General features: G+C 70.8%; 15 protein-coding genes and 1 pseudogene. 11 read left to right on the plus strand and 5 right to left on the minus strand.

The features are described 5' to 3' along the window. The first annotated feature begins 29 nt into the window (after positions 1-29). From G3580_RS00365 to G3580_RS00395, 8 genes and pseudogenes are all read left to right on the plus strand, one after another. Positions 30-11,318 (plus strand): two-partner secretion domain-containing protein, encoded by an 11,289-nt coding sequence (locus tag G3580_RS00365; protein WP_173763376.1) that lies wholly within the window; start codon positions 30-32, stop codon positions 11,316-11,318. 187 nt (positions 11,319-11,505) lie between these two features. Continuing rightward, a complete protein-coding gene (locus tag G3580_RS00370) occupies positions 11,506-13,191 on the plus strand; it encodes a DUF2341 domain-containing protein (protein WP_173763377.1) in 1,686 nt (561 codons plus the stop codon). Positions 13,192-13,201: 10 nt separating this feature from the next. Continuing rightward, entirely contained in the window at positions 13,202-13,609 is a 408-nt protein-coding gene (locus G3580_RS00375) for an ExbD/TolR family protein (protein WP_173763378.1), read from the plus strand. A gap of 8 nt (positions 13,610-13,617) precedes the next feature. Then, on the plus strand, positions 13,618-14,022 hold the full coding sequence (locus tag G3580_RS00380) for an ExbD/TolR family protein (protein WP_173763379.1): 405 nt from the start codon (positions 13,618-13,620) through the stop codon (positions 14,020-14,022). Then, entirely contained in the window at positions 14,019-14,714 is a 696-nt protein-coding gene (locus G3580_RS00385) for an energy transducer TonB family protein (protein WP_173763380.1), read from the plus strand. The genes G3580_RS00380 and G3580_RS00385 overlap by 4 nt, the downstream gene beginning before the upstream one ends. A 12-nt stretch (positions 14,715-14,726) precedes the next feature. Next, positions 14,727-15,650 (plus strand): annotated as a pseudogene (locus G3580_RS20195) (putative porin); the annotation flags it as partial. A gap of 92 nt (positions 15,651-15,742) precedes the next feature. Continuing rightward, positions 15,743-16,420, plus strand: a complete 678-nt coding sequence (locus G3580_RS20200) for a putative porin (RefSeq protein ID WP_267313320.1) — start codon at positions 15,743-15,745, stop codon at positions 16,418-16,420. An 11-nt stretch (positions 16,421-16,431) separates the two neighbouring features. Then, the gene (locus G3580_RS00395) at positions 16,432-17,061 is read left to right on the plus strand and encodes a hypothetical protein (RefSeq protein ID WP_173763381.1); all 630 of its coding nucleotides are present in this window, start codon (positions 16,432-16,434) and stop codon (positions 17,059-17,061) included. A gap of 7 nt (positions 17,062-17,068) precedes the next feature. Here the strand turns inward: G3580_RS00395 and G3580_RS00400 are convergent, their stop codons facing one another. After that, the gene (locus G3580_RS00400; protein WP_173763382.1) at positions 17,069-18,151 is read right to left on the minus strand and encodes an aromatic ring-hydroxylating dioxygenase subunit alpha; all 1,083 of its coding nucleotides are present in this window, start codon (positions 18,149-18,151) and stop codon (positions 17,069-17,071) included. 31 nt (positions 18,152-18,182) lie between these two features. Next, positions 18,183-19,148: a PDR/VanB family oxidoreductase gene (locus G3580_RS00405; protein WP_173763383.1), complete on the minus strand. Its 966-nt coding sequence runs from the start codon at positions 19,146-19,148 to the stop codon at positions 18,183-18,185. 262 nt (positions 19,149-19,410) lie between these two features. Here G3580_RS00405 and G3580_RS00410 point away from each other — a divergent pair, with 262 nt between their 5' ends. After that, positions 19,411-21,120, plus strand: coding sequence for a sigma-54-dependent Fis family transcriptional regulator (locus tag G3580_RS00410; protein WP_173763384.1), 1,710 nt, complete (start codon positions 19,411-19,413; stop codon positions 21,118-21,120). A gap of 10 nt (positions 21,121-21,130) precedes the next feature. On the opposite strand, the gene G3580_RS00415 is transcribed toward G3580_RS00410, so the two are convergent. Then, a complete protein-coding gene (locus G3580_RS00415; RefSeq protein ID WP_173763385.1) occupies positions 21,131-22,036 on the minus strand; it encodes a LysR family transcriptional regulator in 906 nt (301 codons plus the stop codon). A gap of 237 nt (positions 22,037-22,273) precedes the next feature. Here G3580_RS00415 and G3580_RS00420 point away from each other — a divergent pair, with 237 nt between their 5' ends. Next, a complete protein-coding gene (locus G3580_RS00420; RefSeq protein WP_173763386.1) occupies positions 22,274-23,944 on the plus strand; it encodes a sigma-54-dependent Fis family transcriptional regulator in 1,671 nt (556 codons plus the stop codon). 145 nt (positions 23,945-24,089) lie between these two features. Beyond that, positions 24,090-24,413 carry a tautomerase family protein gene (locus tag G3580_RS00425; protein ID WP_173768490.1) on the plus strand — a complete coding sequence of 108 codons (324 nt, stop codon included), beginning with the start codon at positions 24,090-24,092 and terminating at the stop codon, positions 24,411-24,413. Between the two features lie 105 nt (positions 24,414-24,518). Here the strand turns inward: G3580_RS00425 and G3580_RS00430 are convergent, their stop codons facing one another. Further along, positions 24,519-24,974: a hypothetical protein gene (locus tag G3580_RS00430; RefSeq protein ID WP_173763387.1), complete on the minus strand. Its 456-nt coding sequence runs from the start codon at positions 24,972-24,974 to the stop codon at positions 24,519-24,521. Then, positions 24,961-25,212 (minus strand): DUF6980 family protein, encoded by a 252-nt coding sequence (locus tag G3580_RS20425; protein WP_407670964.1) that lies wholly within the window; start codon positions 25,210-25,212, stop codon positions 24,961-24,963. The genes G3580_RS00430 and G3580_RS20425 overlap by 14 nt, the downstream gene beginning before the upstream one ends. Between the last annotated feature and the right edge of the window lie 65 nt (positions 25,213-25,277).

The raw sequence follows: 25,277 nt of genomic DNA on the forward strand, positions 1-25,277 counted from the left end.
GGCCCCCGTGCGCCGGGCAGGAGCCTGAGATGAACCGCAATCGATATCGTCTGGTGATGAGCCGCCGGCTGGGTGTCCGGATTCCCGTGGCGGAGCATGTGTCCTCGTGCCCGAAAGGCGCCGCGCCCCTGGCCGTCGCCGTGGCCCTGGCGGCGCTCGCCGGCAACGCCCTGGCCGGCGCCAACCTGCCCACCCCGGCGGCGGCCTTCGTGCGCCCCGGCTCGCCCGGCACCGCCAATCTGCCCAACATCGTCGGGCAGACCATGACGATCCGGCAGACCTCGCAGGCGCCGGTCGTGATGCAGTGGCAGAACTTCGACATCGGCCGTGGCTACACGGTGCGCTTCGACCAGCCCAGCGCCCAGTCGCGGGCGATCAACGTGGTGCTGCCCGGCGGCCCCAGGAGCGACATCTACGGCAACCTGCAGGCCAACGGCCAGGTGTACCTGTTCAACCAGGCCGGCATCCTGTTCGGCCCGGGTGCGCGGGTGGACGTGAGCGGCCTGGTGGCCTCGACGCTCAAGCTCAACGACAAGCTGATCGACCAGTCGCTCTCGTCGCTGTCCGCCTACGACGCGTCGTCCAGCCAGTATGTGTGGTCGGAGGCCGCCCTGTCGCGCGATGGCACGGCCGGGGACATCCGCATCGAACGGGGCGCCCACATCGTCGCGGCGAAGAACGGCCGGGTCCTGATCGCGGCGCCGAACGTGAGCAACGCCGGCGAGATCTCCACGCCGGAGGGCCAGACCATTCTCGCCGCCGGTGAAAAGCTCTATCTGGCCGATTCGGTCGACAGCCGCCTGCGCGGCGTGCTGGTCGAGGTCAGCGGCGGCGGCAATGCGCACAACGAGGCCACCGGCGAGCTGCTCGCCGAGCGCGGCAACATCACCCTCGCGGGGCTCAACGTGGCCCAGCGCGGCGCGGCGCGGGCGACCACCTCGGTCACCCTGAACGGTTCCATCTACCTGAAGGCGCGCGACAACGTGGTCGGCAACGCCGGTGAGCGCACCAGCTATTTCACCGGCGGGGCGGTCGTGCTCGGCGAGCAGAGCACGACCGAGGTGGTGCCGGAGACCGCCAATACCGACGACGTCCTGCGTGACGATGCGCCCTTCAATCCGTCCGAGGTGGAGATCAGCGGCAAGACCATCGATCTGGAGCGCGACGCGCGCATCAGCGCCACCGCGGGCAAGGTCACCCTGACCACCCTGGGTGGGCGTCCGGTGGGCGACAGCAATGACTTCAGCCCGGACCCGGATTCGGCGATCCGCATCGCCGATGGCGCCAGGATCGACGTGTCCGGCCTGCGCAATGTGGCGGTCGCCGCCGATCGCGACGTGGTCGAGATCGAACTGCGCGGCGACGAGCTGAAGGACTCGCCACTGCAGCGCGACACCGCCGCGGGCCGGCCGCTCTATGGCGAAAAGATCTACATGGATGTGGTCAAGGGCAGCCAGGTGGCCGACGGCGATACGCCGCTGGCCGATGTGTCCGGCTACCGCGCCGGCATCGAACGCGACGTGGCGGAGCTGTCCACCGCGGGCGGCGACATCGTGCTCCAGTCCGAGGGCACGGTTTCGGTGGATGCGGGGGCGACCCTGGACGTGTCCGGCGGCAGCGTCGTCTATCGGGCGCAGATGGACGGAACGAAGCGCCTGGTCCCCAAGACCCTGCTGCAGACCGTGGCCGGCACCTGGGTGGCGGCCGAATCGGCCTCGGCCAAGCTGCGCTACACCGGCCGGACCCGCACCCTCCTGCAACAGGTTCCGGACCGTCTGGTCGGCAACGACGCCGGTCGCGTGGTCGTGACCGGCCGGCAGGTGCGCCTCGACGGCGCCCTGAAGGCGGAGACCGTCAATGGCTATGAACAGCGCACCGGCGCGGCGCAATCGGCTCGCTGGTACGACTGGTCGTACACCCCCGGTGACGCCGGCGCGGTGCAGGCCTTCGTCACGCAGATGGACAACCTGCTGCTGGAGCGCGAGCGCAACCGGGTGCTGGTCGAACAGTATCTGGGCAACGCGCAGCGCAAGCCCTACATGACCCAGACCGGTCGGCGCACGTGGACCGGCGCGACCCGGGCCCAGGGCGGGGTGCTGGAGCTGCGCTCGAACCTGGCGGATGCCGCCACCAGTCCGTCGGTGGGCAACATCGTCCTCACCGATGCGCCGCCCGCGGCCGCCGCGCGTGACGCCGACACCCTGTATCTGCGGGCTTCGTGGCTGGGGGGCGGCGGCTTCAACCAGTTCCTGCTCAACACCGCCGGCCAGTTCACCGTTCCGGCCGGCGTGAGGCTCGTGGGAGAGGCGGGGGCACGCCTGACGGTCAATGCCCGCCAGGTCGACGTCGAAGGCGCGCAGGCCGGACACGCCGGCGCCCGGATCCGCCTGCCCGGCGGCGAGATCGCGCTGACAACGACCGACACCTCGGGGGCCGCGATTTCCGCGCCGGAAGGCCATGGCATCGCCGTGGGCGCCGGTGCCACCCTGTCCACGGCCGGGCTGTGGACCAACGATCTGAGCGCACCGCCCACCGCCCTCGATCCGGCCGCATCGGCGGTCGATGGCGGTCGCGTCACCCTGGCCTCCAACGCGAACCTGACGGTGGAGGGCGCCATCGACGTGTCCGCGGGGGCGTGGCAGGGGGTGAACGGCGCCATCGCTTATGGCGACGGCGGCGCCATCGCGCTGTCCACCGGGCGTTTCGGCGACGGCGTGCGTCCCGAGCGCGTGCTCTCCCTGGGCGAGGACGCCATCTTGTCGGGCTACGCCACGGCCAGCACCGACGGCTTCGACAGTGGCCATGGCGGCCGTCTGACGATCGATGCCTCCTCGCTGTTCATCACCCGTCTGCATGACGCGCGCGATCCGCTGGCGCCGACGCCCGCGCGTACGCTGGTGCTCTCCGAGGATGTGCTGCGCCGCGGCGGCTTCGCCGATGTCGCGCTCACCGGCAAGACCGACGTGACCGTCGAGGACGGTGCGCACCTGCCGCTGGTGGCGCAGGTGAGACGCCTCGGCACCGCGCAGCGGGCCGCGGCGAGTGGTGGCTCCCCGCAATCGTTCACGCTGGGCGCCGATACGGCGGGCGTCGGCGGCGCGACCTCGCTCTCGCTCACCTCCGCCGAGGAGGGCGTCGGGGCCATCCGCGTCGGTACCGGCGCGCACATCGCCACCGTGGCGGGCGGGCGCATCGCCCTGGACGCCGCCGCGTCGATCGCGGTGGACGGCGCGCTCGTCGCCCACGGCGGCCGCATCGATCTGTCGACCGCGCTGGCGAGTCCCACGCTGACCGATCGGCAGTTCCTCGATCCGACCAACAAGATCCACATCGGCCAGCACGGCCGGCTCGATGTCTCCGGGATGGCCCGGGCGACCCCGGGCACGCAATGGCACGAAGGGGCGGTGCTCGACGGCGGCGCCATCCAGGTGGACGCCGGGCGCGGTTACGTGGTGGTCCAGTCCGGTGCCGAGCTGAACGCCGACGGCGCCACCGGTGTGTTCGACGTGGTCTCGCCCTTCGGCGTGGTGGCGCGCGACCGGACGCTCGCCAGCGCCGGGGGCGAGATCGCCCTGTCGGCGCGCGAGGGTCTGCTCGTGGACGGCCTGCTCAGTGCCCGGGCCGGCGCGGGCGGGGTGGCTGGCGGCGCCCTGTCGCTGGCGCTGACCGCGCAGGGGCAGTGGGTCGGTGTCGCCGGCGAAGCCTTCGGTGGCGATCCCAACCCGCAGCGCCGGCTGGTGCTCACCACCGGCGGTTCGGCCGGTGCCGATGCCATCGCCGCCAACGCGATCGTGCCCAGCGCGCAGCATCTGGGCACGGCGCGGGTGGCTGTGGACACGATTGCCGCGGGCGGTTTCCAGGATGTGCGCCTGGCCAGCTCCGACCGCATCACCGTCGACGGCGACACCGCGCTGACGGTGCCGGGCCGTCTGCGGATCGAAACGCCCAACCTGGTGGGCGACGGCGCGTCGGCGCTGGCCCTGCGCGCCGCGTCGGTCGAACTCACCCAGCATGACGACACCGCCCAGCGCAAGACGCCGCTGGCCCCGACGGCGGCCACCGGCACCGGCAGCCTGTCGGTCGAGGCGGGCCAGATCGACGTGCGCGGGCAGGTGGCCGTGAGCGGCTTCGCCCAGGTCGGCCTGGCCAGCGCCGACGAGCTGCGCTTCTCCGGGCAGGACAATGGCGCCGGCGCCCTCGGGCGGCTGGTCACCAACGGCGATCTGTCCCTGTCGGCGGCGGTGATCTATCCCACCTCGGGGGCGGAGGTGTCCGTCGAGGTGCGCAACAACCCGACCGGGCGCATCACCCTGGCCGCCGTGGGTGCCGACCACATCGTCTATTCCGCGCTCGGCTCGTTGAGCCTGATCGCGCCGCAGATCGAGCACGGCGGCCGCCTGCGCGCGCCCTTCGGCGCACTGACTCTGGCGGCCGGCACGCTCACCGACACCGGCACCGCCCTGGGAGGCTCCGCCTACACCATGGCCGCCAACGGCCGGGTGACGCTGCGCGACGGCAGCGTCACCTCGATCAGCGCCGACGGCGCCACCATCCCTTATGGCCAGACCCAGGTCGCGGGCCGCGACTGGGTGTTCGACACCGGCGCCTCGCTCGACGCCCTGACGGCGGCGCCGGATGCCCGGGTGGCCCTCACCGGCGACACGGTGGCGGTGGACGACGGCGCCCTGGTGGACCTGTCCGGCGGCGGCGACCTGCAGGCCTGGGAGTTCATCGCCGGGCGCGGCGGGTCGACCGACATCCTGGCCAACGAGGCCAGCGACACCTACGCGTTGCTGCCGCTGCTCGGCGCCGGCAGCGCGCCCTACGCGGCCGATGCCTGGGCCGGCAGCGCGCTGAAAAGCGGGCAGGTGGTGCGCATTCTCGACGGCGCGGCCGGGCTGGCGCCGGGCGTCTACGCCTTGCTGCCGGGCCGCTATGGCCTGATGGCGGGCGCCTACACCATCCGCGTGCGCAGCGACATGGCCGACCTGCCGCATGGGGCCGACTTCGTCGGTACCGACGGCATCCCGGTGGTGGCCGCCCGCTTCGGCGAACGGGTGATCGGCGGCGCGGTGTTCGACAACCGCACCGTGGGCGTCGAGGTGCTCACGGGGCGCGATGTGCGCCTGCGCTCGGAATACCTGGAAACCTACGCCAGCCGCGCCTTCGACCAGGGGGGGTCGGTGAACGACGCCGGCCGCCTGGCGGTGCGCGCTGGTGCGGCCATGGACCTGAGCGGCATCGTGCGCGCGAACCGCAGCGCCGGGGCCCGCGGCGCGCAGATCGACCTGACCGCCGACCGCCTCGCCGTGCTCGCCGATCCGCTCACCGCCCAGGCCGGCGAAGTGGTGCTGAGCACCGGCATGCTCGCCGGGCTGGACGCCGAGAGCCTGCTGCTGGGGGCCACCCGCGAGCGCCTGGCGGACGATGCCGGGACGACCGTATGGGCGCTGTCGAGCGACGCCGCCAGCGGCGGCGCGAGCCAGGTGCGGGTCGACACCGCCGGCGGCGACCCGCTGCAGGCACCGGAGATCATCCTCGCCGCCCGCGATCGCGTCGCGATCGCCGCCGACTCCCGCATCGAGGCGACCGCCGGGGCCGACGAGACGGCGCAGCAATTCCGCCTCGGCGGCGACGGCGCCTTGCTGCGCCTGTCCTCGGGCGGAGCGGGTGAGGTGCGGCGCAGCGGCACCGTCGGTGCCAGCGGCGATCTGGCCCTGGGCCGCAACGCGGTGCTGGCCGGGCGCAGCCTCACTCTCGACGCCACCGGCAGCGTCGCCCTGGCCGGGGCCGATGCCGGGCACAGGCAGTTCGACCTGAGCGGCGCGGAGGGCGCGGTGGCACTGGCCGCCAGCCGCCTCGCCTTCGGCCAGGTGCCGGCCGGCACCGGCGGCCTGGTGCTCGACGACGCGGCGCTGGCCGAGTTCGAGGGTGCCGGCGCGCTGTCGCTGCGCAGCTATTCGACCGTGGATCTGTACGGCAACGCGTCCATCGGGTCGGCCACCCTCGATGCGCTCATGATCGACGCGGCGGGCATCGTCTCCCATGACGGCGCCGGCCTCACCCAGACCATCACCGCCGGCACGGTCACCCTCTCCAACCGCGACGGCGCCACCGGCGCCACGGCCGCCGCGCAGCCGGGCAGCACCCTGCGCATCGCCGCCGACCGGCTGGTGCTCGGCGAGACCGGTGCGACGGACTTCACCATCAGCGGCGCCGAGCGCAGCGAATGGGCCGCCGCCTCCGAAGTGGTCGGCAGCGGCACCGGGCAGGTCCATGTGGGCGGCGATCTGGCCATCGAGACCGGCCGCGTCGCCGTGGCCACCGGGGCGGACTACGCCGTGAATGCCGACGGCGCGCTCGACGTGGCGGCCACCCCGCTCGCCGCGCCCGTCGCGCCGGCCGGCCTGGGCGGGCGGCTGGCCATGAGCGCCACGCAGATCGCCGTGGGCGGGCGCATCGAGGCCACCGCCGGCCGGGTGGTGCTGAGCGCCCGCGACGGCGACGTGGTCATCGACAGCGGCGACACCGCGAAGCCGGCCGTCGTCTCCGCGGCGGGCACCGACGTCGCACTCGGCCCCGAGCAGGTGGCGCTGCCGGCGGGCGAGGTGGCGCTAGAATCGCGGCAGGGCGACGTGCGCGTCGGCCCCGCGGGGGTGCTCGACGTGTCGGCGCCGGGCGGCGCCGATGCGGGGGCCGTCACCATTGCGGCCACCAACGGCACGTTCGCGCTCGACGGCCAGCTCAAGGCCACCATCGACACTGCCGACGGCGCCGCGCCCCAGGGCGGGCAGCTCGATGTCGACGTGGCGCATCTGGACACACCGAACGGCAACCTGGCCGCGATCGCGCAACGCAGCGCCGAATTCACCCGCCTGGTGCAGCTGCGGGTGCGCGCCGGCGACCTGCGCCTGGACGCGGGCGATCGCATCGCCGCGCAGGACATCGGCCTGTTCGCCGACGACGGCCACATCACCCTGCAGGGCGAGCTGGACGCCTCGGGCGACAAGGGCGGCACGATCCGCGCCTATGCCAACGCCGGCGCCCGCAGCGGCAGCGGCGTGCTGAGCGTCGATGGCGCCCGCCTGCTGGCCCGTGGCGAGGGCGACGGCGGCGAGGGGCAGGGCACCGCCGGCGAAGGCGGTCGCATCGAACTGGGCGTGTCCGCCCGCGACGGCAGCACCGAGACCCCCCGCCTGAGTCTCGTCGCCGGCACCCTGGACGTCTCCAGCCAGCACGCCGAGGGCGGCCGCGTGGTGCTGTCCGCCCCCCGGGGCGCGGACGGCGTGAGCGTGGCCATGGACCCGATCGACACCCACGTCGTCGATCTTGTCGGCGCGCGGGACGTGGTGGTGCAGGGCTATGTGCGTGAATCGGCCAGCAACATCGTGACCCAGGGGAACAACAGCGCCACCACGCTCAATCTGGGCGGCGTGTTCGATCTGGCCGCCGATGCGGTGAGCGGCGCCCACCTGTTCGGCCCCAGCGCGACCGGTGGCCGCGAGGCGGTGCTGGCCTTCGGCCGCGACCTGCTCGGCGCGGTGGCCGGGGACGACTTCGAGCAGCTCGCCCGCGCCGATGGCGGCGCCTGGCTGGGCATGCTGCTCGGTGACAAGGTGCGCGACGCGGCCGGCGACGATGCGCTGTACGCGCAGGCGAGCGCGGCCATCGATGCTGCCTTCCGCGCCACCCGCGGCGGCACCGGCAACCCGGAGCGCAGTGTCGCCGCGGTGCTGGCCGCCGGGCTGGGCGTGCTCGACGTGCCGGCGCCGGTGGTGGCGGCGGTCGAGGCCGACCTGACCGCGTCGCTCGCCGGCGGCGCCAGCAGCGCCGCCGCGCTCGGCTCGGCGCGCAAGCTGCTGGCGGCCCATGGGTACGACAGCACCAGCGCGGCCGGGGCCTTCCTCAACGGCACGGCCGCAGACCTGATCGACACCCCGCGCGATGCCGCCCGCGCGGCGCTGGCCGCGGGCGCGGCGACGACCCCCCAGGCGGCGCTGGAAGCCGCCGTGGCGAGCTTCGCCACCGATCGCGGCGTGAGCGCGAGCCAGGCGGCTTCGCTGGCGAGCCAGACCTGGGCCCTGGGCAACGCTGCCAGCGGACGCTACCGGGTGTTTGCCGGGACGCACCGCTTCCTCGGCCATGCGGACGCCATGATCGCCTCGCTCGGGCTGGCCGGACTGGATCCGGTCTCGGCCAACGCCGAGGTGCAGATCGTCAGCGACGGCAATCTCACCGTGTCCCAGGCGGTCGATTTCGGCAACGTCGCCATCACGCCCAACGCGTTTCTCGATATCGGCACCGGGGTGCTACCGGTGTGGCAATCCGGCGCGCATGCCGGCACCCTGACGCTCAAGGCGGCGGGCACGCTGGCGATCAATGCCAGCGTGCGCGATGGCAAGACCCGGCGCTTCTCGACCCTGAGCGGCTTCCTGGGCGGCATGCAGGCCGACGGCAAGAGCGAGTACGCGGCCGACGGGACCGGTTCGTGGGCCATCAACCTGGTCGCCGGCGCCGATGCGGCCGCCGCCGACCCGCTGGGCGTGATCGCCGGCGGCAGCGGGGACATCGTCATCGCCAACAACGCGGTGGTGCGCACCGGCACGGCCGACATCCAGCTGGCGGCGGCCAAGGACATCACGCTGGCCGGGGCGGGGGCGTCGATCCAGACGATCGGCACCGTGGCCGACCTGGCGTTCCGCAATGCCGTGCGCCTGGCGCGGACCGCCAGCCTGATGGGACATGGGGGCGGCGACATTCGCGTGGACGCCGGCGGCAGCCTCACCGGTGCGGGCGGCGCGGTCGCGTCGGTGTCCGACTGGCTGGCGCGTCGCGGCAGCGTCGATGCCGATGGCACGATCGAACGGGTCGGCGGCACCGCGTCCAACCCGGCCTGGTACCTGCAGCCGGCTAGCTTCGGCCAGGGGATCGCCACCCTCGGGGGCGGCGATCTGGCGGTGACGGTGGGCGGGTCGGTGCGCAATGTCGTGCTCGCCACCCCCACCGCCGGCGGCATCCGGGGCGAGATCGGCGATCCGGCGCTGGCGCAAAACCGTTTCGTCACCGGCGGGGGCGACCTCAGCGTGACGGCCGGCGGCGAGGTTGCGGGAAGCACGCTCTATGTCGGCGCCGGCTCGGGCCGGGTCGACGCCGCCAGCGTGGCGGCTACGGCCGGTGCCGCGCCGGTGCGGGTCGCGCTCGGCGACGCCACCCTGCGTGTGTCCGCGCTCGGCGACGTGAACCTGCTCGACATCTTCAACCCGACCCTGGAAGGCACCCAGGTGGGCGACGGGCCCTATTTCTCCACCTATGGTGCCGGATCGGGCCTGGCCGCCCTGTCGGCGGTGGGCAGCGTGAGCCTGGGCAGCTTCTCCTTCGGCCCCGCCCGGCTCGCGCTTACCGCGCCGGACGGCGGCGTGACGGTGGGCGGCGGCGTCCTGCTGCCCGACCCGTCGACCGCCCTGTCGCTGATGGCCGGCCAGGACGTGGCGTTCGAGGCCGCCATGGTGATGTCCGGACTCGACCCGGAGGCCATCCCGTTGCCGAGCCGGCCGGTGGAAAACAATCCGTCCTTCGAGATCGGGGCGCTGGCCCCGGTGCCGGCGGCGGCGGTCAGTGACACGGTGGCCACGGTGGTGTCCGCCCATGGGGACGTCATCGGCCCCGACCACCGCGCCGCCGGCAGTGCCATCGCGCTCGAGTCCACCCTGCCGGTGTCGGTGTATGCCGGGGGCGACATCCGGGACTTCAGCTTCGTCGCCACCCATGCGAACGACGACCAGGTGTCGCGTCTCACCGCGGGGGGCGACCTATATTTCCAGCCCAAGGTGACCCCGGGGACCGGCGAACTGCTCAATACCTCGGACGTGGGCCTGTTCGTCGACGGCCCGGGCCGGATCACGGTCTCGGCGGGCGGCTCGGTGGATCTGGCCAACAGCCTCGGCATCGTCTCGCGCGGCAACATCGACAACGCCTACCTGCCCGAGCGCGCGGCGTCCATCGAGGTGCTCGCCGGCACCAACGGCGCCGACTACGGCGCCTTGCTCGCCCTGGCGCGGCCGGGCGACGCGGTGGGCGGCGACGTCTTCGACCAGACCATGATCGATGTGCTCTCGGCCCAGGCCGGGCGCGCGGTGTCGCTGGCCTCGGTGCTGGGCGATCCGGCCAACGCCACCCTCGCCTCGCGCCGCGACGGCAGCCGCGCCGAACTGCAGCGCTGGTACGGGCGCTACGATGCCGCGCTGGTGGACTTCATGCGGCAGCGCAGCGGCAACCCGGCGCTGGACGCGGCCGCGGCGCAGGCGGCCTTTGCCGCGTTGCCGGCGAACGAGCAGCAGGGTTTCTACGCCAGCCAGCGGCCGGTGCTCGACGAGATCCTGTTCGCCACCCTGCGTTATTCCGGACGGATCGGCGATGCGCTCGGTGCCGGCACGCGCGGCTACGCGCCCGGCTACGCGGCGCTCGACGCCACCTTCGCGGACGGCGGCGAGGGCAACATCGAGGGCTTCCTCAGCCAGTTCAAGACCCTGCAGGACGTGGAGACGGCCTATTCGCTGCAAAGCGCGAACCGGGCGCCGGCGGACCAGGAGCACGCCACCGCGATCGCGCTGCTGGCGCCCCATGGCGCGGTGAATATCGGCGTGCCGGGTGGCGTCGTCGGCGACCCGACCCGCACCGGCATGGTGGCCATCGGCAAGGGCGATGTGAACGTGGTCGCCCGCGACGACATCGAGGTGGGTCCCTCGCGCATCTTCACCCTGGGCGGCGGCGCCATCCAGGGCTGGAGCTCGCTGGCCGACATCGACGGCGGCAGCGCGGCCAAGACCGCCGCCGCCACGCCGCCGCCGACCCTGCGGCCCAAGGGCGACAGCTTCGAGCTGGACGTCTCGGGCAGTGTCGCCGGCGGCGGGATCGCGACCCTCAAGAAGACCCCCGACGTGCGCAATGCGCCGGTGCGGCTGTACGCTCCCAACGGCGCGGTGGACGCGGGCGATGCGGGGATCCGGGTGAGCGGCGATCTGGAGATCGGCGCGCAGCAGATCATCGGCGCGGACAACATCTCGGTGGGTGGCTCGCTCTCGAGCAGCGCCGCGCCCCCGCCGCCGGCCGCCCCGGTGGCGGCGCCGGTGGCCTCGACCGCGAGCGACGCGGTCGATTCGGCCAACGAACTGCTCGAGAACAGCCCGACCGCCGCCGGGCCCTCCGGCGCCTCCTCCCTGCTCACCGTGGAGGTGCTGGCGATGGGCGATGCGCGCTGCGACGAGGCGGCGCGCCAGCGCGGCGAGTGCCCGGCCGAGGGCAAGGACACGGACCGCTGACGGGCACGGCAGGGCGACCGGGGCGGGGCGCCGGTCGCACGCCGTGTCGTCGACGTCCCGCCCATGACAAAAGGGTGGCCCCGGGCATCGCTTAGTCCGATAGGACTACGACCAAGGTGCCACGCCGACGGTGCGGCTTAACACGGCTTCTCCAACATGTCGGGCTCAGTCAGACGACCTTGCCGCCATGAAGAAACTGTTCGCCCTGTTGATCGCGCTTGCCTTGCCAATCACCGCCCAGGCCTGGTGGAACGAGTCGTGGACGGCCCGCCGTGCCGTGGTGGTCGACACCACCGCCGAGACCGGCGTCGCCCCCGGGGGCGCGGTGGCGAATGTGACCGTGCCGGTGCGCCTGCACAGCGGCAACTTCGACTTCCTCGGCGCCAAGCTCGACGGCAGCGACCTGCGCCTGGTGGCCGCCGACGACCTCACCCCGCTGAACTTCCACATCGAACGCTTCGATGCCACCGAGGAGCTCGGCGTGCTGTGGGTGCAGCTGCCCCAGGTGGCGCCGCAGATGGCCGACCAGAAGGTCTATCTCTACTTCGGCAACGTGAGCGCCAGCGACGCCCAGAACGCGGCGGGCAGCTTCGATGCCAGCACCGGCGCGGTGTTCCATTTCGACGCCGCCGACGGGGTGGTGAAGGATGCGACGGCGAACGGCAACACCGCGGTGGCGCCGATCGCCATCGAACGCGCCGGCCTGATCGGCCCCAGCGCCCGCTTCGACGGCACCGCCACGCTGGAGCTGGTGCCCTCGGCGAGCCTGTCCATGGACGATGCGCGCGGCACCACCATCGCCCTGTGGGTGCGCCCGGACGCGGGCGTCACCCGCGGCACGCTCTACCGCCAGGGCGACGTGCGCCTGGAGATCGACAAGGGCACGCTCATGCTGCGCACGCCGGACACCGAGGTGGTGGGCGGCGCGATCACGCCGGACGCCTGGCAGTACGTGGTGATGACCGCGCGCGGCGGCCAGCTCAAGTTCTACCTGGACGGCCAGCAGGCCGCCGCCGGCACCGCCACGCTGCCGCTGCAGCAGGCCCCGGTGGTGATCGGCGAGGGCTTCGCCGGCCTGATCGACGAGTTGGAGGTGTCGACCACCGCGCGCAGCGCCGAGTGGGTCAAGCTCAATGCCGCCGCGCAGGGTGCCGACGGCCGCCTGATCCGGGTGGTGGAGGACGCCGGCGAGGTGGCCGAGGAGGGCGGCGGTTCCTACTTCGGCATCCTGGTGGGCAACCTCACCACCGACGCCTGGGTGGTGATCGCGATCCTCATGGTGATGTTCGCCATCGCGCTCATGGTGATGGTGGCCAAGGCACAGCTGGTGGCGCGCATCGACAGCCACAACCGCGCCTTCCTGCACCGCTTCCGCGAGGCCGGGCACGATTTTCTGTCCATCGCGGCGGACCGGCGCCACGGCCACTCCTCGCTCTACCGGCTGTACGCGGCCGGGGTGCGCGAGCTGTCCAAGCGCACCGACGCCGGGCAGACGCAGATCACCGGCGCCTCCATCGACGCCATCAAGGCCGCCGTGGATGCGGACCTGGTGCGCGAATCGCACAAGCTCAACGCCAAGATGGTGCTGCTCACCATCGCCATCTCCGGCGGCCCCTTCCTCGGCCTGCTCGGCACCGTGGTCGGCGTCATGATCACCTTCGCCGCCATCGCCGCGGCCGGCGACGTGAATGTGAACTCCATCGCGCCGGGCATCGCCGCCGCGCTGCTGGCGACGGTGGCCGGCCTGGCGGTCGCGATCCCGGCCCTGTTCGGCTACAACTACCTGGCCTCGCGCATCAAGAACATCTCGGCGGACATGCAGATCTTCGTCGACGAGTTCATCACGCGCATCGCCGAGGTCTACGCGTCCTGAGGGCGGGGTCATGGCCGGCGACGTTCGCGAAGACAACCAGCCCTATGACGACATCAACGTCACGCCCATGCTCGACCTGGCGTACGTGCTGCTGGTGGTGTTCATCATCCTGACCACCGCCTCGGTGCAGGGCATCAAGGTCGAGTCCCCCGTGACCTCGGCGGCGGAGAACCTCGCCAAGCCGCAGACCCGGGCCATCACCGTCACCCGCCAGGGCGACGTGTTCCTCGATGCCTATCCGGTGGACATGGCCCAGCTGGAGACCCGGCTGGCCCAGTTCAAGGCCCTCAACCCGGCGCTGCCGGTGGTGCTCAAGGGCGACGCCGCGGCCCAGTACGACAAGGTGATGCAGGCGCTGGAGATCTGCAAGAAGCTCGGCATCACCGAGGTCGGCCTCGTCACCAAGCGCGCGCAATAGGCCCGGTCATGCAGGTCAAGGACGACACCAAACCCTACGACTCGATCAACGTCACGCCCATGCTCGATCTGGCGTACGTGCTCCTGGTGGTGTTCATCATCATGACCACCGCCTCGGTGCAGGGGCTGACCATGAACCTGCCCAAGCCGAGCAACAAACCGAGCACCGAGAAGCACGAGACCAAGATCGTGCAGGTCACGCCCGAGGGGCGCTTCATGATCAACGGCATCGGCGTCACCCTGGCGGAGCTGGAGACCCAGCTGCAGGCCGCCAAGGCGCGCGACCCCAAGCTCGCGGTCATGGTCAAGGGCGATCCGGCCACCCAGTACGCCCGTGTCATCGAGGTGGTGGACCTGGTCAACCGCCTGCAGATCGAGGGGCTGGGGCTGATCACGGCACGGATCGGCACATGAGCGGACTGGCCGAAGAGGACATTCTCGACGCGCCCTGGAAGCGCCACGCCCGTCGTGTCGGGCTGGTGCTGGTCGTCGCCGCGCTGGTCGGCGGGCTGGTCTTCCTGGTTCAGGGTCTGGGCGGCGAGGCCAAGCGCCCGGCGCGCCAGGTCACCAAGATCACCATCCTGCCGGACACCCCGCCACCGCCGCCGCCCCCGCCGCCCAAGGAGCAGCCCAAGCCCGAGCCCCGGACCGAGGCCAAGGCGGTCAAGCTCGATCAGCCCAAGCCGCAGGACGCGCCCAAGCCCGAGCCGGACCCGCAGATCAAGATGGAAGGCGAGGCCGGCGACGGCCCCAGCCCCTTTGCCGCCGGCACCGTGACGCAGGACTACATCGGTGGCGAGATCGGCGGCGGGGGCGGCAACGCGCTGCAATTCGCCTTCTTCACCCGGATGCTGCAGCGCCACCTGCAAAGCGCGCTGGCGCGCCGCGACGAGATCAAGCGCCTGGACTACCGCGTCAAGCTGCGCGTGTGGCTCGACGCCGACGGCTCGATCCGCCGCGCCGAGCTGATCGACAGCACCGGCGACGCCGACATGGACACGCGCCTGCGCACCGCGCTGACCGATCTGCCGCCGCTGCCCGAAGCCCCGCCCCAGGCCTTGCCCCAACCCATTTCCGTCCGGATCACCAATCGGGTGACCGGCTAATCGGCCATGACCATGTTCAAGAGAAAACTGCTCCTCACCGTCCTCGCCTTCGCGCTGGTCCAGTCGCCCGCCATCGCCGACGACCGCCAGTCGCTCGAGGCCCTGCGCCAGACGACCCTGAACCTGATCGAGGTGCTGGTGGAAAACGGCGTGCTCAAGCGCGAGCAGGCCGACGCCATGCTGCGCGAGGCACGGCAGCGCGCCGCCCAGGCGGTGGCGCAACAACCGGCCGAGGCGCCCGCCGCCCCCACCGTGCGGGTGCCCTATGTGCCGCAGATCGTGCGCGACCAGATCCGCGACGAGATCAAGCAGGAGGTGCTGGCCGAAGCGCGCGAAGACCACTGGGCCGCGCCCAACGCGGTGCCCGACTGGGTGTCGCGCATCCGCTGGGAAGGCGATGTGCGGGTGCGCTACCAGGCGGATCGCTTCGCCAACGACAACACCCCGGCGGCCGCCTATGTAAACGCGCTCGGCGTCGATCCGGCCACCGGCAAGCCGGCCCTGGCCGGTAGCGGCGCGCCCTACCTGACCCGCAACGCCGGTGCCACCGAGATCTCCGCCAACGGCTCGCCCACCGGCAATGTGACCGACGACGTGAACCGCTGGCGGGTGCGCGCACGGCTGGGGCTGCAGGCGCGCCTGTCCAACCGCGTGAGCGCGGGCGTGCGCCTGGCGACCGGCAACACCGGCGACCGGGTGTCCACCAACCAGACCCTGGGCCAGAACCTGAACAAATACACCTTCGTGGTGGATCGGGCCTACATCAACTATGCGCCCGCCGACTGGCTCAAGCTGTCGGGCGGGCGCATCCCCAACCCCTGGTTCGCCACCAACCTGATCTGGGACGACGACCTGAACTTCGAAGGCGTGGCCGCCACCGCGAGCTACCCGTTCAAGGCCGGGCGCTTCACCCCCTTCCTGACCGCCGGCTGGTTTCCGCTGCGCTCCGAGTCGCCCGGGCAGCACGGCGACCGTGCCCTGCAGGGGTGCAGCTGGGGCTCAACTGGCGTGCCGCCGAGGACGTGCGGGTGCGCCTCGGCTTCGCCCAGTACGACTACAAGCACGTGGAAGGGCGCGCCGACAACGACTACACCGTGGGGATCGGCGCCGGCGCCTCCTACGGGCAGTACGCCTACGAGAAGGGCTTCCGCGGCAAGGGCAACACCCTGTTCACCACCAACAGCAGCCTGGATGCCTCGGCCTATCCGGGCCTGACCGGCAGTAACCCGCTGTGGGGTCTGGCCTCCAAGTTCAAGCCGATGGCGCTCACCGCCTCGGCGGACGTGGCCAGCTTCGATCCGGTGCACGTCATGCTCTCGGCCGAATACGTGCGCAACCCGGCCTTCGACCGCGACGAGATCTACCGCCGCACCGGCCTGCGCATGACCGACGGCAGCAACCGCGCCTACCTGCTGCGGGTGGCGGTGGGCATGCCCTCGATCAAGGAGATGGGCGACTGGAACGCCGCGCTCGCCTATCGCCGCGTCGGTTCCGACTCGGTGCTCGATGCCTTCACCGACTCCGACTTCGGCCTCGGCGGCACCAACATGAAGGGCTACGAGTTCAGCCTGGCCTACGGCATCGACAGCCGCACCTCGCTGGGCCTCAAGTACAGCTCGGCGAAGACGATCGACAGCCCGACCCTGTATCCGGGCGAGAAGTTCGGCGTCGATTCCCTGCAGATCGACCTCGCGGTCTCGTTCTGATGGAGATGCCCATGCTGCGCCTGTTCGCGATCATCCTGGCCGGCCTGCTCGCCAGCGCCCCGGCGCAGGCCCAGTCCGCCGGCGACGCCCAGATCCGCCAGCTGCGCCTGCAGGTGCGCCAGTCCATGCAGGCGGCGCGGGACGCCCAGCAGGCGGCGGCCAAGGCGCAGTCCGAGGTGAGCGCCGCGCAGGCGGAAAAGGCAGACATCGCGGCCTCGCTCGACAAGGCGGAAAGCGCGCGTGGCGCGCTCGCCTCGCGCGTGCGGGCGCTGCAGGCCGAGCGCAAGCAGCTCGAGGCGCGGGTGGCCAAGCTCGAGGCCGACCTGGCCGCCGAGCGCGACGCCGGCCAGCAGACCCGGGCGAAGCTGGACGCGCAGACCCGCGCCCGCGCGCGCGCCGAAGCCGACGGTGCCCGCCAGGGCGCGGCCCTGCGTACCTGCCGTGTCCACAACGGCGAGCTGGCCGGTGCGGCCGACGATCTGCTCCACGCCTACGAAGCAAAGGGCATCTTCTCGGTGCTCGGCGAGGCGGAGCCGTTCACCGGCATCGGCCGGGTGCGGCTCGAGAACCTGATCGAGACCTACCGCGACAAGGTGGACGCGGCGCGCGAGCCGGCCGGCGGACCGGCCGACCCCTCCTGAAGCGGCCTCAGGCCGTGGCCGGCTGGCCGGCGGCGGTCGTTTTGGCGGCTTGTTCGCGCTCGATCATCTGCGCCAGCAGGCGGCGCACCCGCACCGGGCCGAGGTCGGAGCTGATGAGCACCGGGCCGAGGCTGAAGAAGTCGGTGGTCTCCATGGTCTGATGCACCGCCTTGAGGATGGGGCCGTCCTCGTCCGCGAAGGCATTGTGCATGGCTTCGATCTTCATCTTGTTGAACTCGGCGTCTTCTTCGATGTGGTTGCGTCGGGTGGCGAAGAAGTAGTGGGTGTTGTCCGCGTCCTCCGGCGTGCACGCGTGCAGGTCGTATTGGCCCACGGTGTGCTCGTAGTCGAGCGGGGCGTCGTCGTCCTGGGTGGCGCCGATGGTCAGCTGCAGGTTGGTCGGCGCCGACCAGGTCACGCGCACGAAGTGGCGCGCCGCCACGCCCGGCTCGGGCAGGAAGTCGTTGAAGATCAGCATCGGCGGGGTCTGCGACCAGTTCCACTGCACCGCCACCTGGCCGTTTTCCTCTTCCAGCTTGGGCACCATGGGCGAGAGCTGGCCGCGGGTGGTGATGATCTCGCCGTGCACATGGTCCACATGCGACAGGTCCATCACGTTGTCGGTGATGAGCTCGTAGTAGCAGGGCCACTTCATGTAGGTGTGGGCGATGCCGTTTTCGTGGCCCACGTCGAGGGTGCCGAAATCGGGCAGTGCACTCTCGTCGGCCGGCGCATCGCCCATCCAGATCCAGATGAAGCCGTGGCGCTCCAGCAGCGGGTAGCTGCGCACCTTGGCGGCGGCCGGGATGGCCTGGTTGCCGTGCGGGTTCCTGGTGCACTTGCCGCTGCAGTCGAAGGTGAGGCCGTGATACGGGCACACCACCTGGTCGCCGTCGCGCGTGCCCATGGACAGGGGCACGAAGCGGTGCGGGCAGCGGTCGCGCATCGCCACCGGGGTGCCGTCGGCTTTGCGGTAGATCAGCACCGGGGTCTCCAGCAGGGTGCGCTTGAACAGGGCCTCGCCGTCCACCTCGGTGGACAGGGCGGCCACATACCAGGTGTTGGTCAGGTACTTGTGTTTCGTCTCCATGGTCTTCTTCTCTCGTGTGTGTGGATGGGGCTCAGAGGTCCAGCAGCAGCCGGCCCTTGCCGCGTGAGCAGCAGGGGGTGAAGCGGTCGTTGGCGGCGCGTTCGGCCTCGGTCAGGAACATGTCGCGGTGATCGGGTTCGCCGTCGAGCACGCGGGTGAGGCAGGTGCCGCAGATGCCCTGCTCGCAGGACAGCGGCACGTCGAAGCCGGCCGCGTGCAGGGCGGCGATGGCGCTCTGCTCGGGCGCCACCTGGATCGTCTGGCCGGAGCTGGCGATCTCGATCGCGAAGCTGCCGTCGTCGGCGGTGTCGATGGCCGGCGCGGCAAAGCGCTCCGAGTGCACATCGGCCTCGGCCCAGCCGGCGGCGCGGGCGCGGTCGATCACATGGTCCATGAAGCCGTTGGGGCCGCACACATACAGGTGGGTGCCGGGCTGCGGGTGGGCGAGCAGGGCCGCCGCATCGAGCCGGCCGGCCTCCGGCGTGTCGTCGTGGTAGCAATGCACCCGGTCGGCGTAGGGCGCCGTGGCGAGGCGGTCGAGATAGGCGGCGCGGTCCCGGCTGCGGGTGGCGTAGTGCAGCTCGAAATCGGCGCCCGCGGCGTGCAGGGCGTCGGCCATGGCGATGATGGGGGTGATGCCGATGCCGCCGGCGAACAGCAGCGAGCGACGTGCGTCGGCTGCCAGCGGAAACAGGTTGCGCGGCGGGCTGATCTGGAGCGTGGCGCCCTCGACCAGGGTCTCGTGCACACAGGCCGAGCCGCCGCGGCTGGCCGGATCGCGCAGGATGCCCAGCTCGTAGCCGGCCTCCGACTGGCGGGCGATGGAGTACTGGCGCACCAGGCCGTTGGGCAGGCACAGGTCGATATGGGCGCCGGCCTCGGCGGGCGGCAGGGGGCGGCCGTCGGCGGCGGCCACGGTCAGGCCGACGATGTCGGTGGCCAGGGGCGTGCGACGGGTGATGCGGGCGTCCAGGCGCAAGTCGGTCTGCGCGTTCATGGCGTCTCCTCCATGGGGTGTTGCGTTGTGATGGCCGATGCGGATGTCGGCACGTGTTGTGGAGGATCCATCGCAATCGCTGTGCCAAGGCCCGGGCCGCGGCAGAGAAATCCCCGTCCACTGCGGGTTTCGGGCGCGCTATCGCAAGCGCGGTGCGGTGTTCGAGCCGGGCGGATTGATTCATAAAACGCAGAGTGCAATGTTTGAAATCATGCAATTGCATGAGATCATGCATATCATCTGCTCACCACAGGAGCCGCCCATGGCCACGCCGGCTGCCCCGGGATTCGAACTGCACGCCCATGGCGCGGACGACGCCTTTCTCGCCCGTCACCTGCGCTTTGCCGCCGACGAGGGCGAAATCCGCCTGTTCGACCAGCGCATGCTGCTCATGCATGGCTACTCGCTGGCGGCCCTGCGGCGCGAGCTCATCGAACGCCTGGGGCTGGATGCCACCCGCGAGCTGTTCACCCGCCTGGGCTATCAGCAGGGGGTGGAGGATGCGCGCAACCTGCGCGCGGCGGCCGGCGGCGATATCGACCTCGCGCTGGCGCGCGGCCCGCGCCTGCGCGAGGTCGAAGGCTTCGTGCGCAACCGGGTGGTGGACCGCATGCAGTACGACGCCGAGTCCGGCCAGTTCTGGGGCGACTACTACTGGCAGCATTCCTGGGAGGCGGAGACCCACCTGCGCGAGTTCGGCGTCAGCGGCTCGCCCGCCTGCTGGATGATGGCCGGCTACGCCTGCGGCTACACCACCGCCATGATGGGGCGGCCGGTCATCTGGCGCGAGATCGAGTGCGTGGCCATGGGCCATGCCCAGTGCCGGGTGATCGGCCAGCCCATCGAGGAATGCGACGACGCCGACGAGGTGCTGCGCTTCCTGCGCGTGGAGGACTTCGTCACCGCGCCGCGCCACCGGGCGGTCGCCGCCGATGTGGCTCCGCCGCCCGACAGCGGCCTGCCCGACCTGGTGGGGGCCTCGGCCGGCTTCAACGCCGTGGCCTACCGGCTCAAGCGGGTCGCGCCCACCGACGCCACGGTGCTGTTCATGGGCGAGAGCGGGGTGGGCAAGGAGCGCTTTTCCAAGGCGCTGCACGCCATCGGGCCGCGCGCCGACAAGCCCTTCGTGTCGGTCAACTGCGCCGCCATCCCGCAGGAGCTGGTGGAGGCGGAGCTGTTCGGCGTGGAGAAGGGGGCGTTTACCGGCGCCAGCGCCGCGCGCCCCGGGCGCTTCGAGCGCGCCGACGGCGGCACCCTGTTCCTCGACGAGATCGGCTCGCTGCCCATGCACGCCCAGGGCAAGCTGCTGCGGGTGCTGCAGGAGGGCGAGGTGGAGCGGGTGGGCGACACCCGGGTGCGCAAGGTGGACGTGCGCATCGTCGCCGCGGCCAACCGCAACCTGCGCGAGGCGGTGCAGGCCGGCCACTTCCGCGAGGATCTGTTCTTCCGCCTCAACGTGTTTCCCATCGAGATCCCGCCCCTGCGCGATCGCCGCGAGGACATTCCGCTGCTGGTCAACGTGTTCCTGCAGCGCTACGCCCAGCGCTTCGGCAAGACCATCGCCGGCCTCACCCGGCGCGCCTCCGAGGCCCTGTGGGCCTACGACTGGCCGGGCAACGTGCGCGAGCTGGAGAACATGATCGAGCGCGGCGTGATCCTCGCCGACGACGGTGCCAACATGGACGTGCAGCACCTGTTCTCCGGCGGCGAGACCCTGCCGGAGTTCGCACCTGCGGTGGGTGCCGCGGCGACCGGGAGCGGGCAAGGAATGACATCGGCCGACCCCATGGTCGACCCGCGCTCACGGCAGCTCGACCGGCTGCTCGCCGAGGCCGGCTCGCTCGAAGGCGTCGAGACCCTGTTGATGGAGCACGCCCTGCGCACCACCGGCGGCAATGCCTCGGCGGCGGCGCGCCTGCTCGGGCTGGGGCGGGGGCAGTTCGAGTATCGGCGCAAGAAGCGCGCGCGGTGAGCGGGCGCCCTCAGCCGGGCGCGGCGGTGCGTTCGCGGTACGCGTCCACGATCTGGAGCAGACCGGCGAGAATGGGCGAGGTGTCGCCGGCGCGGTGGAAGCAGGTCAGGTCCACGCAGCCGCCGTCGGGCACCTCCGACAAGGGCCGGTAGACCACGCCCGGCACCCGCAGGGTCGAGGCCGAGCTGGGCACCACGCAGATGCCGAAGCCGCAGGCCACCAGCGCCACGGCGTTGACCGTGTCGCCCACCGCCTGCGACACGTTGGGCTGAAAGCCCGCCTTGGCGCACATGCTCATGAGGCGGTCGATGAAGCTGGGCCGGGTGCCGGTGGGGAAGACCACCAGCGGGTAGGGCGCGATCTGGGGAAAGGGCACCACGTCCTGCTGCGCCAGGGGGTGATGCGCCGGCACGGCCAGCATGATGCGCTGGGCGGTGACCAGGTGCATCTCCAGATCGGGCTGGGGCTCGAGGATGCGGTTGAAGGCCACGTTGATGCGCTTCTGGCGCAGCGCCTCCATCTGCTCGGCCTTGGTCATGGTGTGCAGCACCACGTTCACGTCCGGGTAGCGGGTGCGGAACTCGAGCAGCACCTCGGGAATCACGTCGAGAATGGCGGAGCCGAAGATGGCCACGTCGAGGCGCCCGAGCCGCCCCTGGCCGGCGCGCTGGGTGCGCTCGGTGGCCTGCTCGACCAGTGCCTGGATGTTGCGCGCCTCGTCGAGGAACAGCTCGCCCGCCGGGGTCAGTTCCATGCCCTTGGGGGTGCGGTTGAACAGCACCACGCCCAGGTCGGCCTCCAGCTGCTGGATCTGCCGGGTGAGCGGCGGCTGCGAAATGTGCAGGCGCGCGGCGGCGCGGCCGATGTTGGCTTCCTCGGCCACGGCGACGAAGTAGCGGAGCTGGCGCAGGTCCATGGCGCGGCCTCCCGTGCGGGGTGTTGTTCCAATACCTGAAAGGTATCACGACAGGAAAGTACCAGTATTGGACGGTAATTCGCTACCGCGCTACCCTGACGAGTGCTGCCGCCGTGCCGACGACAACGACAACACGCCTCCGGGCGGGGCCGGCCACGCATCTGCCGCCATCGCGCGCGGTGCGATACAGTGCAGACCAACAGCTCGCGCCCTGACAGAAGCTGTGACGGAGACACGATGGCCCAGACCCTGATCGAGCAGTTCAACCTGCGCTCGAGACTTCGCTTCAACATCGACGCCGGCCAGATCTGGCTCGACGAGAACCGCATGCTGCTGCTGCATGCCAAGGCCGTGGGGCACATGCGGCGCGAACTGTTCGACGCCCTCGGCGAGCATGGCGCGCGCGGGGTGCTCATCCGCATGGGCTTCGGTGCCGGCCAGCAGGACGCCGAACTGGCGCGCTCGCTCATCGGCGAGGGCGATCCCTTCGACGTATTCAATATCGGCCCCGAGCTGCACGCCTTCGAGGGCATGGTCAGACCCACCATCACCAAGAAGGAAATCGACTGGGAGAAGGGCATCTTCTTCGGCGAAGTGCTGCTCGCCAACACCTGGGAGGCGGAGTCCCACATCCAGCATTTCGGCATCGGCGACGACCCGGTGTGCTGGACCATCGTCGGCTACGCCTCGGGCTACACCAGCCAGTTCTTCAAGCGCTTCATCGTGTTTCGCGAGGTCAGCTGCGTCGGCCGCGGTGACCATGCCTGCAAGCTGCTGGCCAAGCCGGCCGAGGCCTGGGACCCGGACGACGGCTATCTCGACTACTTCCGCCAGCATCGCGGCGACTACCCCATGCGCCGCCTGGAGGACGAGCTGACCGCCCTGCGCGGTGGCGCCCGCGGCCCGGTCAGCACCGAGGGCGAGATCGTCGGCAGCTCGCCGGAGTTCCGCGCCGCCTTCGACCTCATCCGCAAGGCCGCCAACAGCCCCATCAGCGTGCTCCTGCTCGGCGAGACCGGCGTCGGCAAGGAGATGTTCGCGCGCTGGATGCACGATAACTCCGACCGCGCCGACGCCCCCTTCGTGGCCATCAACTGCGGCGCCATCCCGCACGACCTGATCGAATCGGAGCTGTTCGGGGTCGAGAAGGGCGCATTCACCGGCGCCCAGCATTCCCGCCCGGGCCGCTTCGAGCGCGCCGACGGCGGCACCCTGTTCCTCGACGAAGTGGGTGACCTGCCCCTGGCCGCGCAGGTCAAGCTGCTGCGCGTGCTGCAGACCGGCGAGGTCGAGCGCCTCGGCGGCCACCAGATCCGCAAGGTGAGCGTGCGCGTGATCGCCGCCACCAACGTGGACCTGCCCCGCGCCATCGCCGAAGGGCGTTTTCGCGCCGACCTGTACTACCGCCTGTCCACCTACCCGGTCACCATCCCGCCCCTGCGCGAACGCCCCGGCGACATCCCCCAGCTGGCCAAGGCCCTCATCGCCAAGTACGAGACCCGCTACGGCAAGCAGCTCGGCGGCCTCACCGACCGCGCCCTGCGCGCCCTGCTCGCCCACGCCTGGCACGGCAACGTGCGCGAACTGGAAAACCTCGTCGAGCGCGGCGTGCTGCTTGCCCCCGAAGGCGGGCAGATCGAAATCGAGCACCTGTTCGCCGACCCCCCGGCCGATACCGACTCCGGCGCCCAGGTGGACGTCTCGGGCGTGGTCGGCAACGCCGAGGAATCGAACCGCAACCGCCTGTGCGAGCAGGTGCTCGACAAGGACAGCTTCAATCTCGAAGCCCACGAACGGCGCCTGATCGAGCTCGCGGTGCGACGCGCCAACGGCAACCTGACCCACGCCGCGAAGGCGCTGGGGATTTCGCGGCGGCAGTTGTCGTATCGGCTAAAGCGGCGGGCGTAGGGGGCGAAGCGGCATCCGCAAGGGAGGCGATGGTGTTTGCTGGGCGGATGGGCTTGGAGACGGGTGGCTTCCGGGCCGTTGTGGCCGGTGGTTTCGTAGCCCGGATGCAGCGCAGCGAAATCCGGGGTCAGTGCTCGCTCAACCGATGCATCCCGGAGGCGGCCCAGCGGGCCTTGTCTGGGCTGCGCATTGCTATCAATGCGTCACCCAGCACCGCGCGGGGGAGCTGGTGCTGCAGGACACCGGCCTGGGCTACGCCCGATCGTCCGATGTCGTCTTGCTGACCGTCGTTTCACGAAAGCGCACTCAGGCACAGAAGGTCGAGTTCTATCGCCTGCTGGCAGAGAGGCTCCAAGCGAACTGCGGCGTGCCGCCAGATGATCTCATCGTCTCCCTTGTGGAGAATTCCGATGCGGATTGGTCGTTTGGTCGTGGTCGCGCACAGTTCTTGACCGGAGAACTGCGGTAGGCCGGGAGGTGATCCTTGCCGGAACGGAGTCGCCGAACGTTCAAAATCACCGGACCTGCGCGGCTTTTCGCGCAGGTCCGGTGGAATGATGGGTTGGGCGGCACATTACGCCCACACATTGACTTCCGGATTGGCTGCCAAGGAAAACGTACTTCCAAATACATAGCCCTTCAGCAGTCTCTTCTCAAATGGGAGGTACAACGCTACGGTAAGGCCACGCTTATGCTCGAAAAGAACCTTGATTGCCTTCGTGGGACGCTGCTCCTCAAGGGTGATGGTGACGTTCTCGGCGATGCCAATTGCTTTGAGCGGAAACTGCTTTGCTTCAAAGCGAAGGCCATCGTGCAAGAGGGGCAACACTTCGGTGGAGTTTGTGCGGTCGCTTTTGGTGTCGGGAGCCGCACCGACAAGCCTTAGGTCTCCATCTTCTGTGAGTACCGCAGCGTGTGGCAAGAAGTTGCCTTGCTTACGGAGCAACGTCTCGGAAAGATCGAACAGCTGATTTGCAACCATGGCGATGTCTGGCTTGAGTTCGGAGTACAGAGCATCAGTGCTGGTCATGTTTGTGCCGCCCAACGTTCAAGTTGGGCGTCAGTTGAGCCCCGCACCACGGACAATGTTTGATCTCGATATACGATGAGCCGCCGTCGTGAACGCGGATGCCATACTCACCCGCGGCATTGGAATAGAAAATGATGTTCTCGGGGCAAGCGGCAGGATCGGGGTGCTGCTCACAACGGTAGCCAGCCCAATAGCGCATGGATTCGCAGCAATGCTCTTTCGACACAGACGCGCTCACCGGTTAGATCTCCCAACGGAGTTGAAAGGACTAGACACGCCGAACCTCTTCAGGGCGAAGGCAGA

Source organism: Nitrogeniibacter mangrovi, from assembly GCF_010983895.1.
In the GTDB taxonomy this organism is placed as follows: domain Bacteria; phylum Pseudomonadota; class Gammaproteobacteria; order Burkholderiales; family Rhodocyclaceae; genus Nitrogeniibacter; species Nitrogeniibacter mangrovi.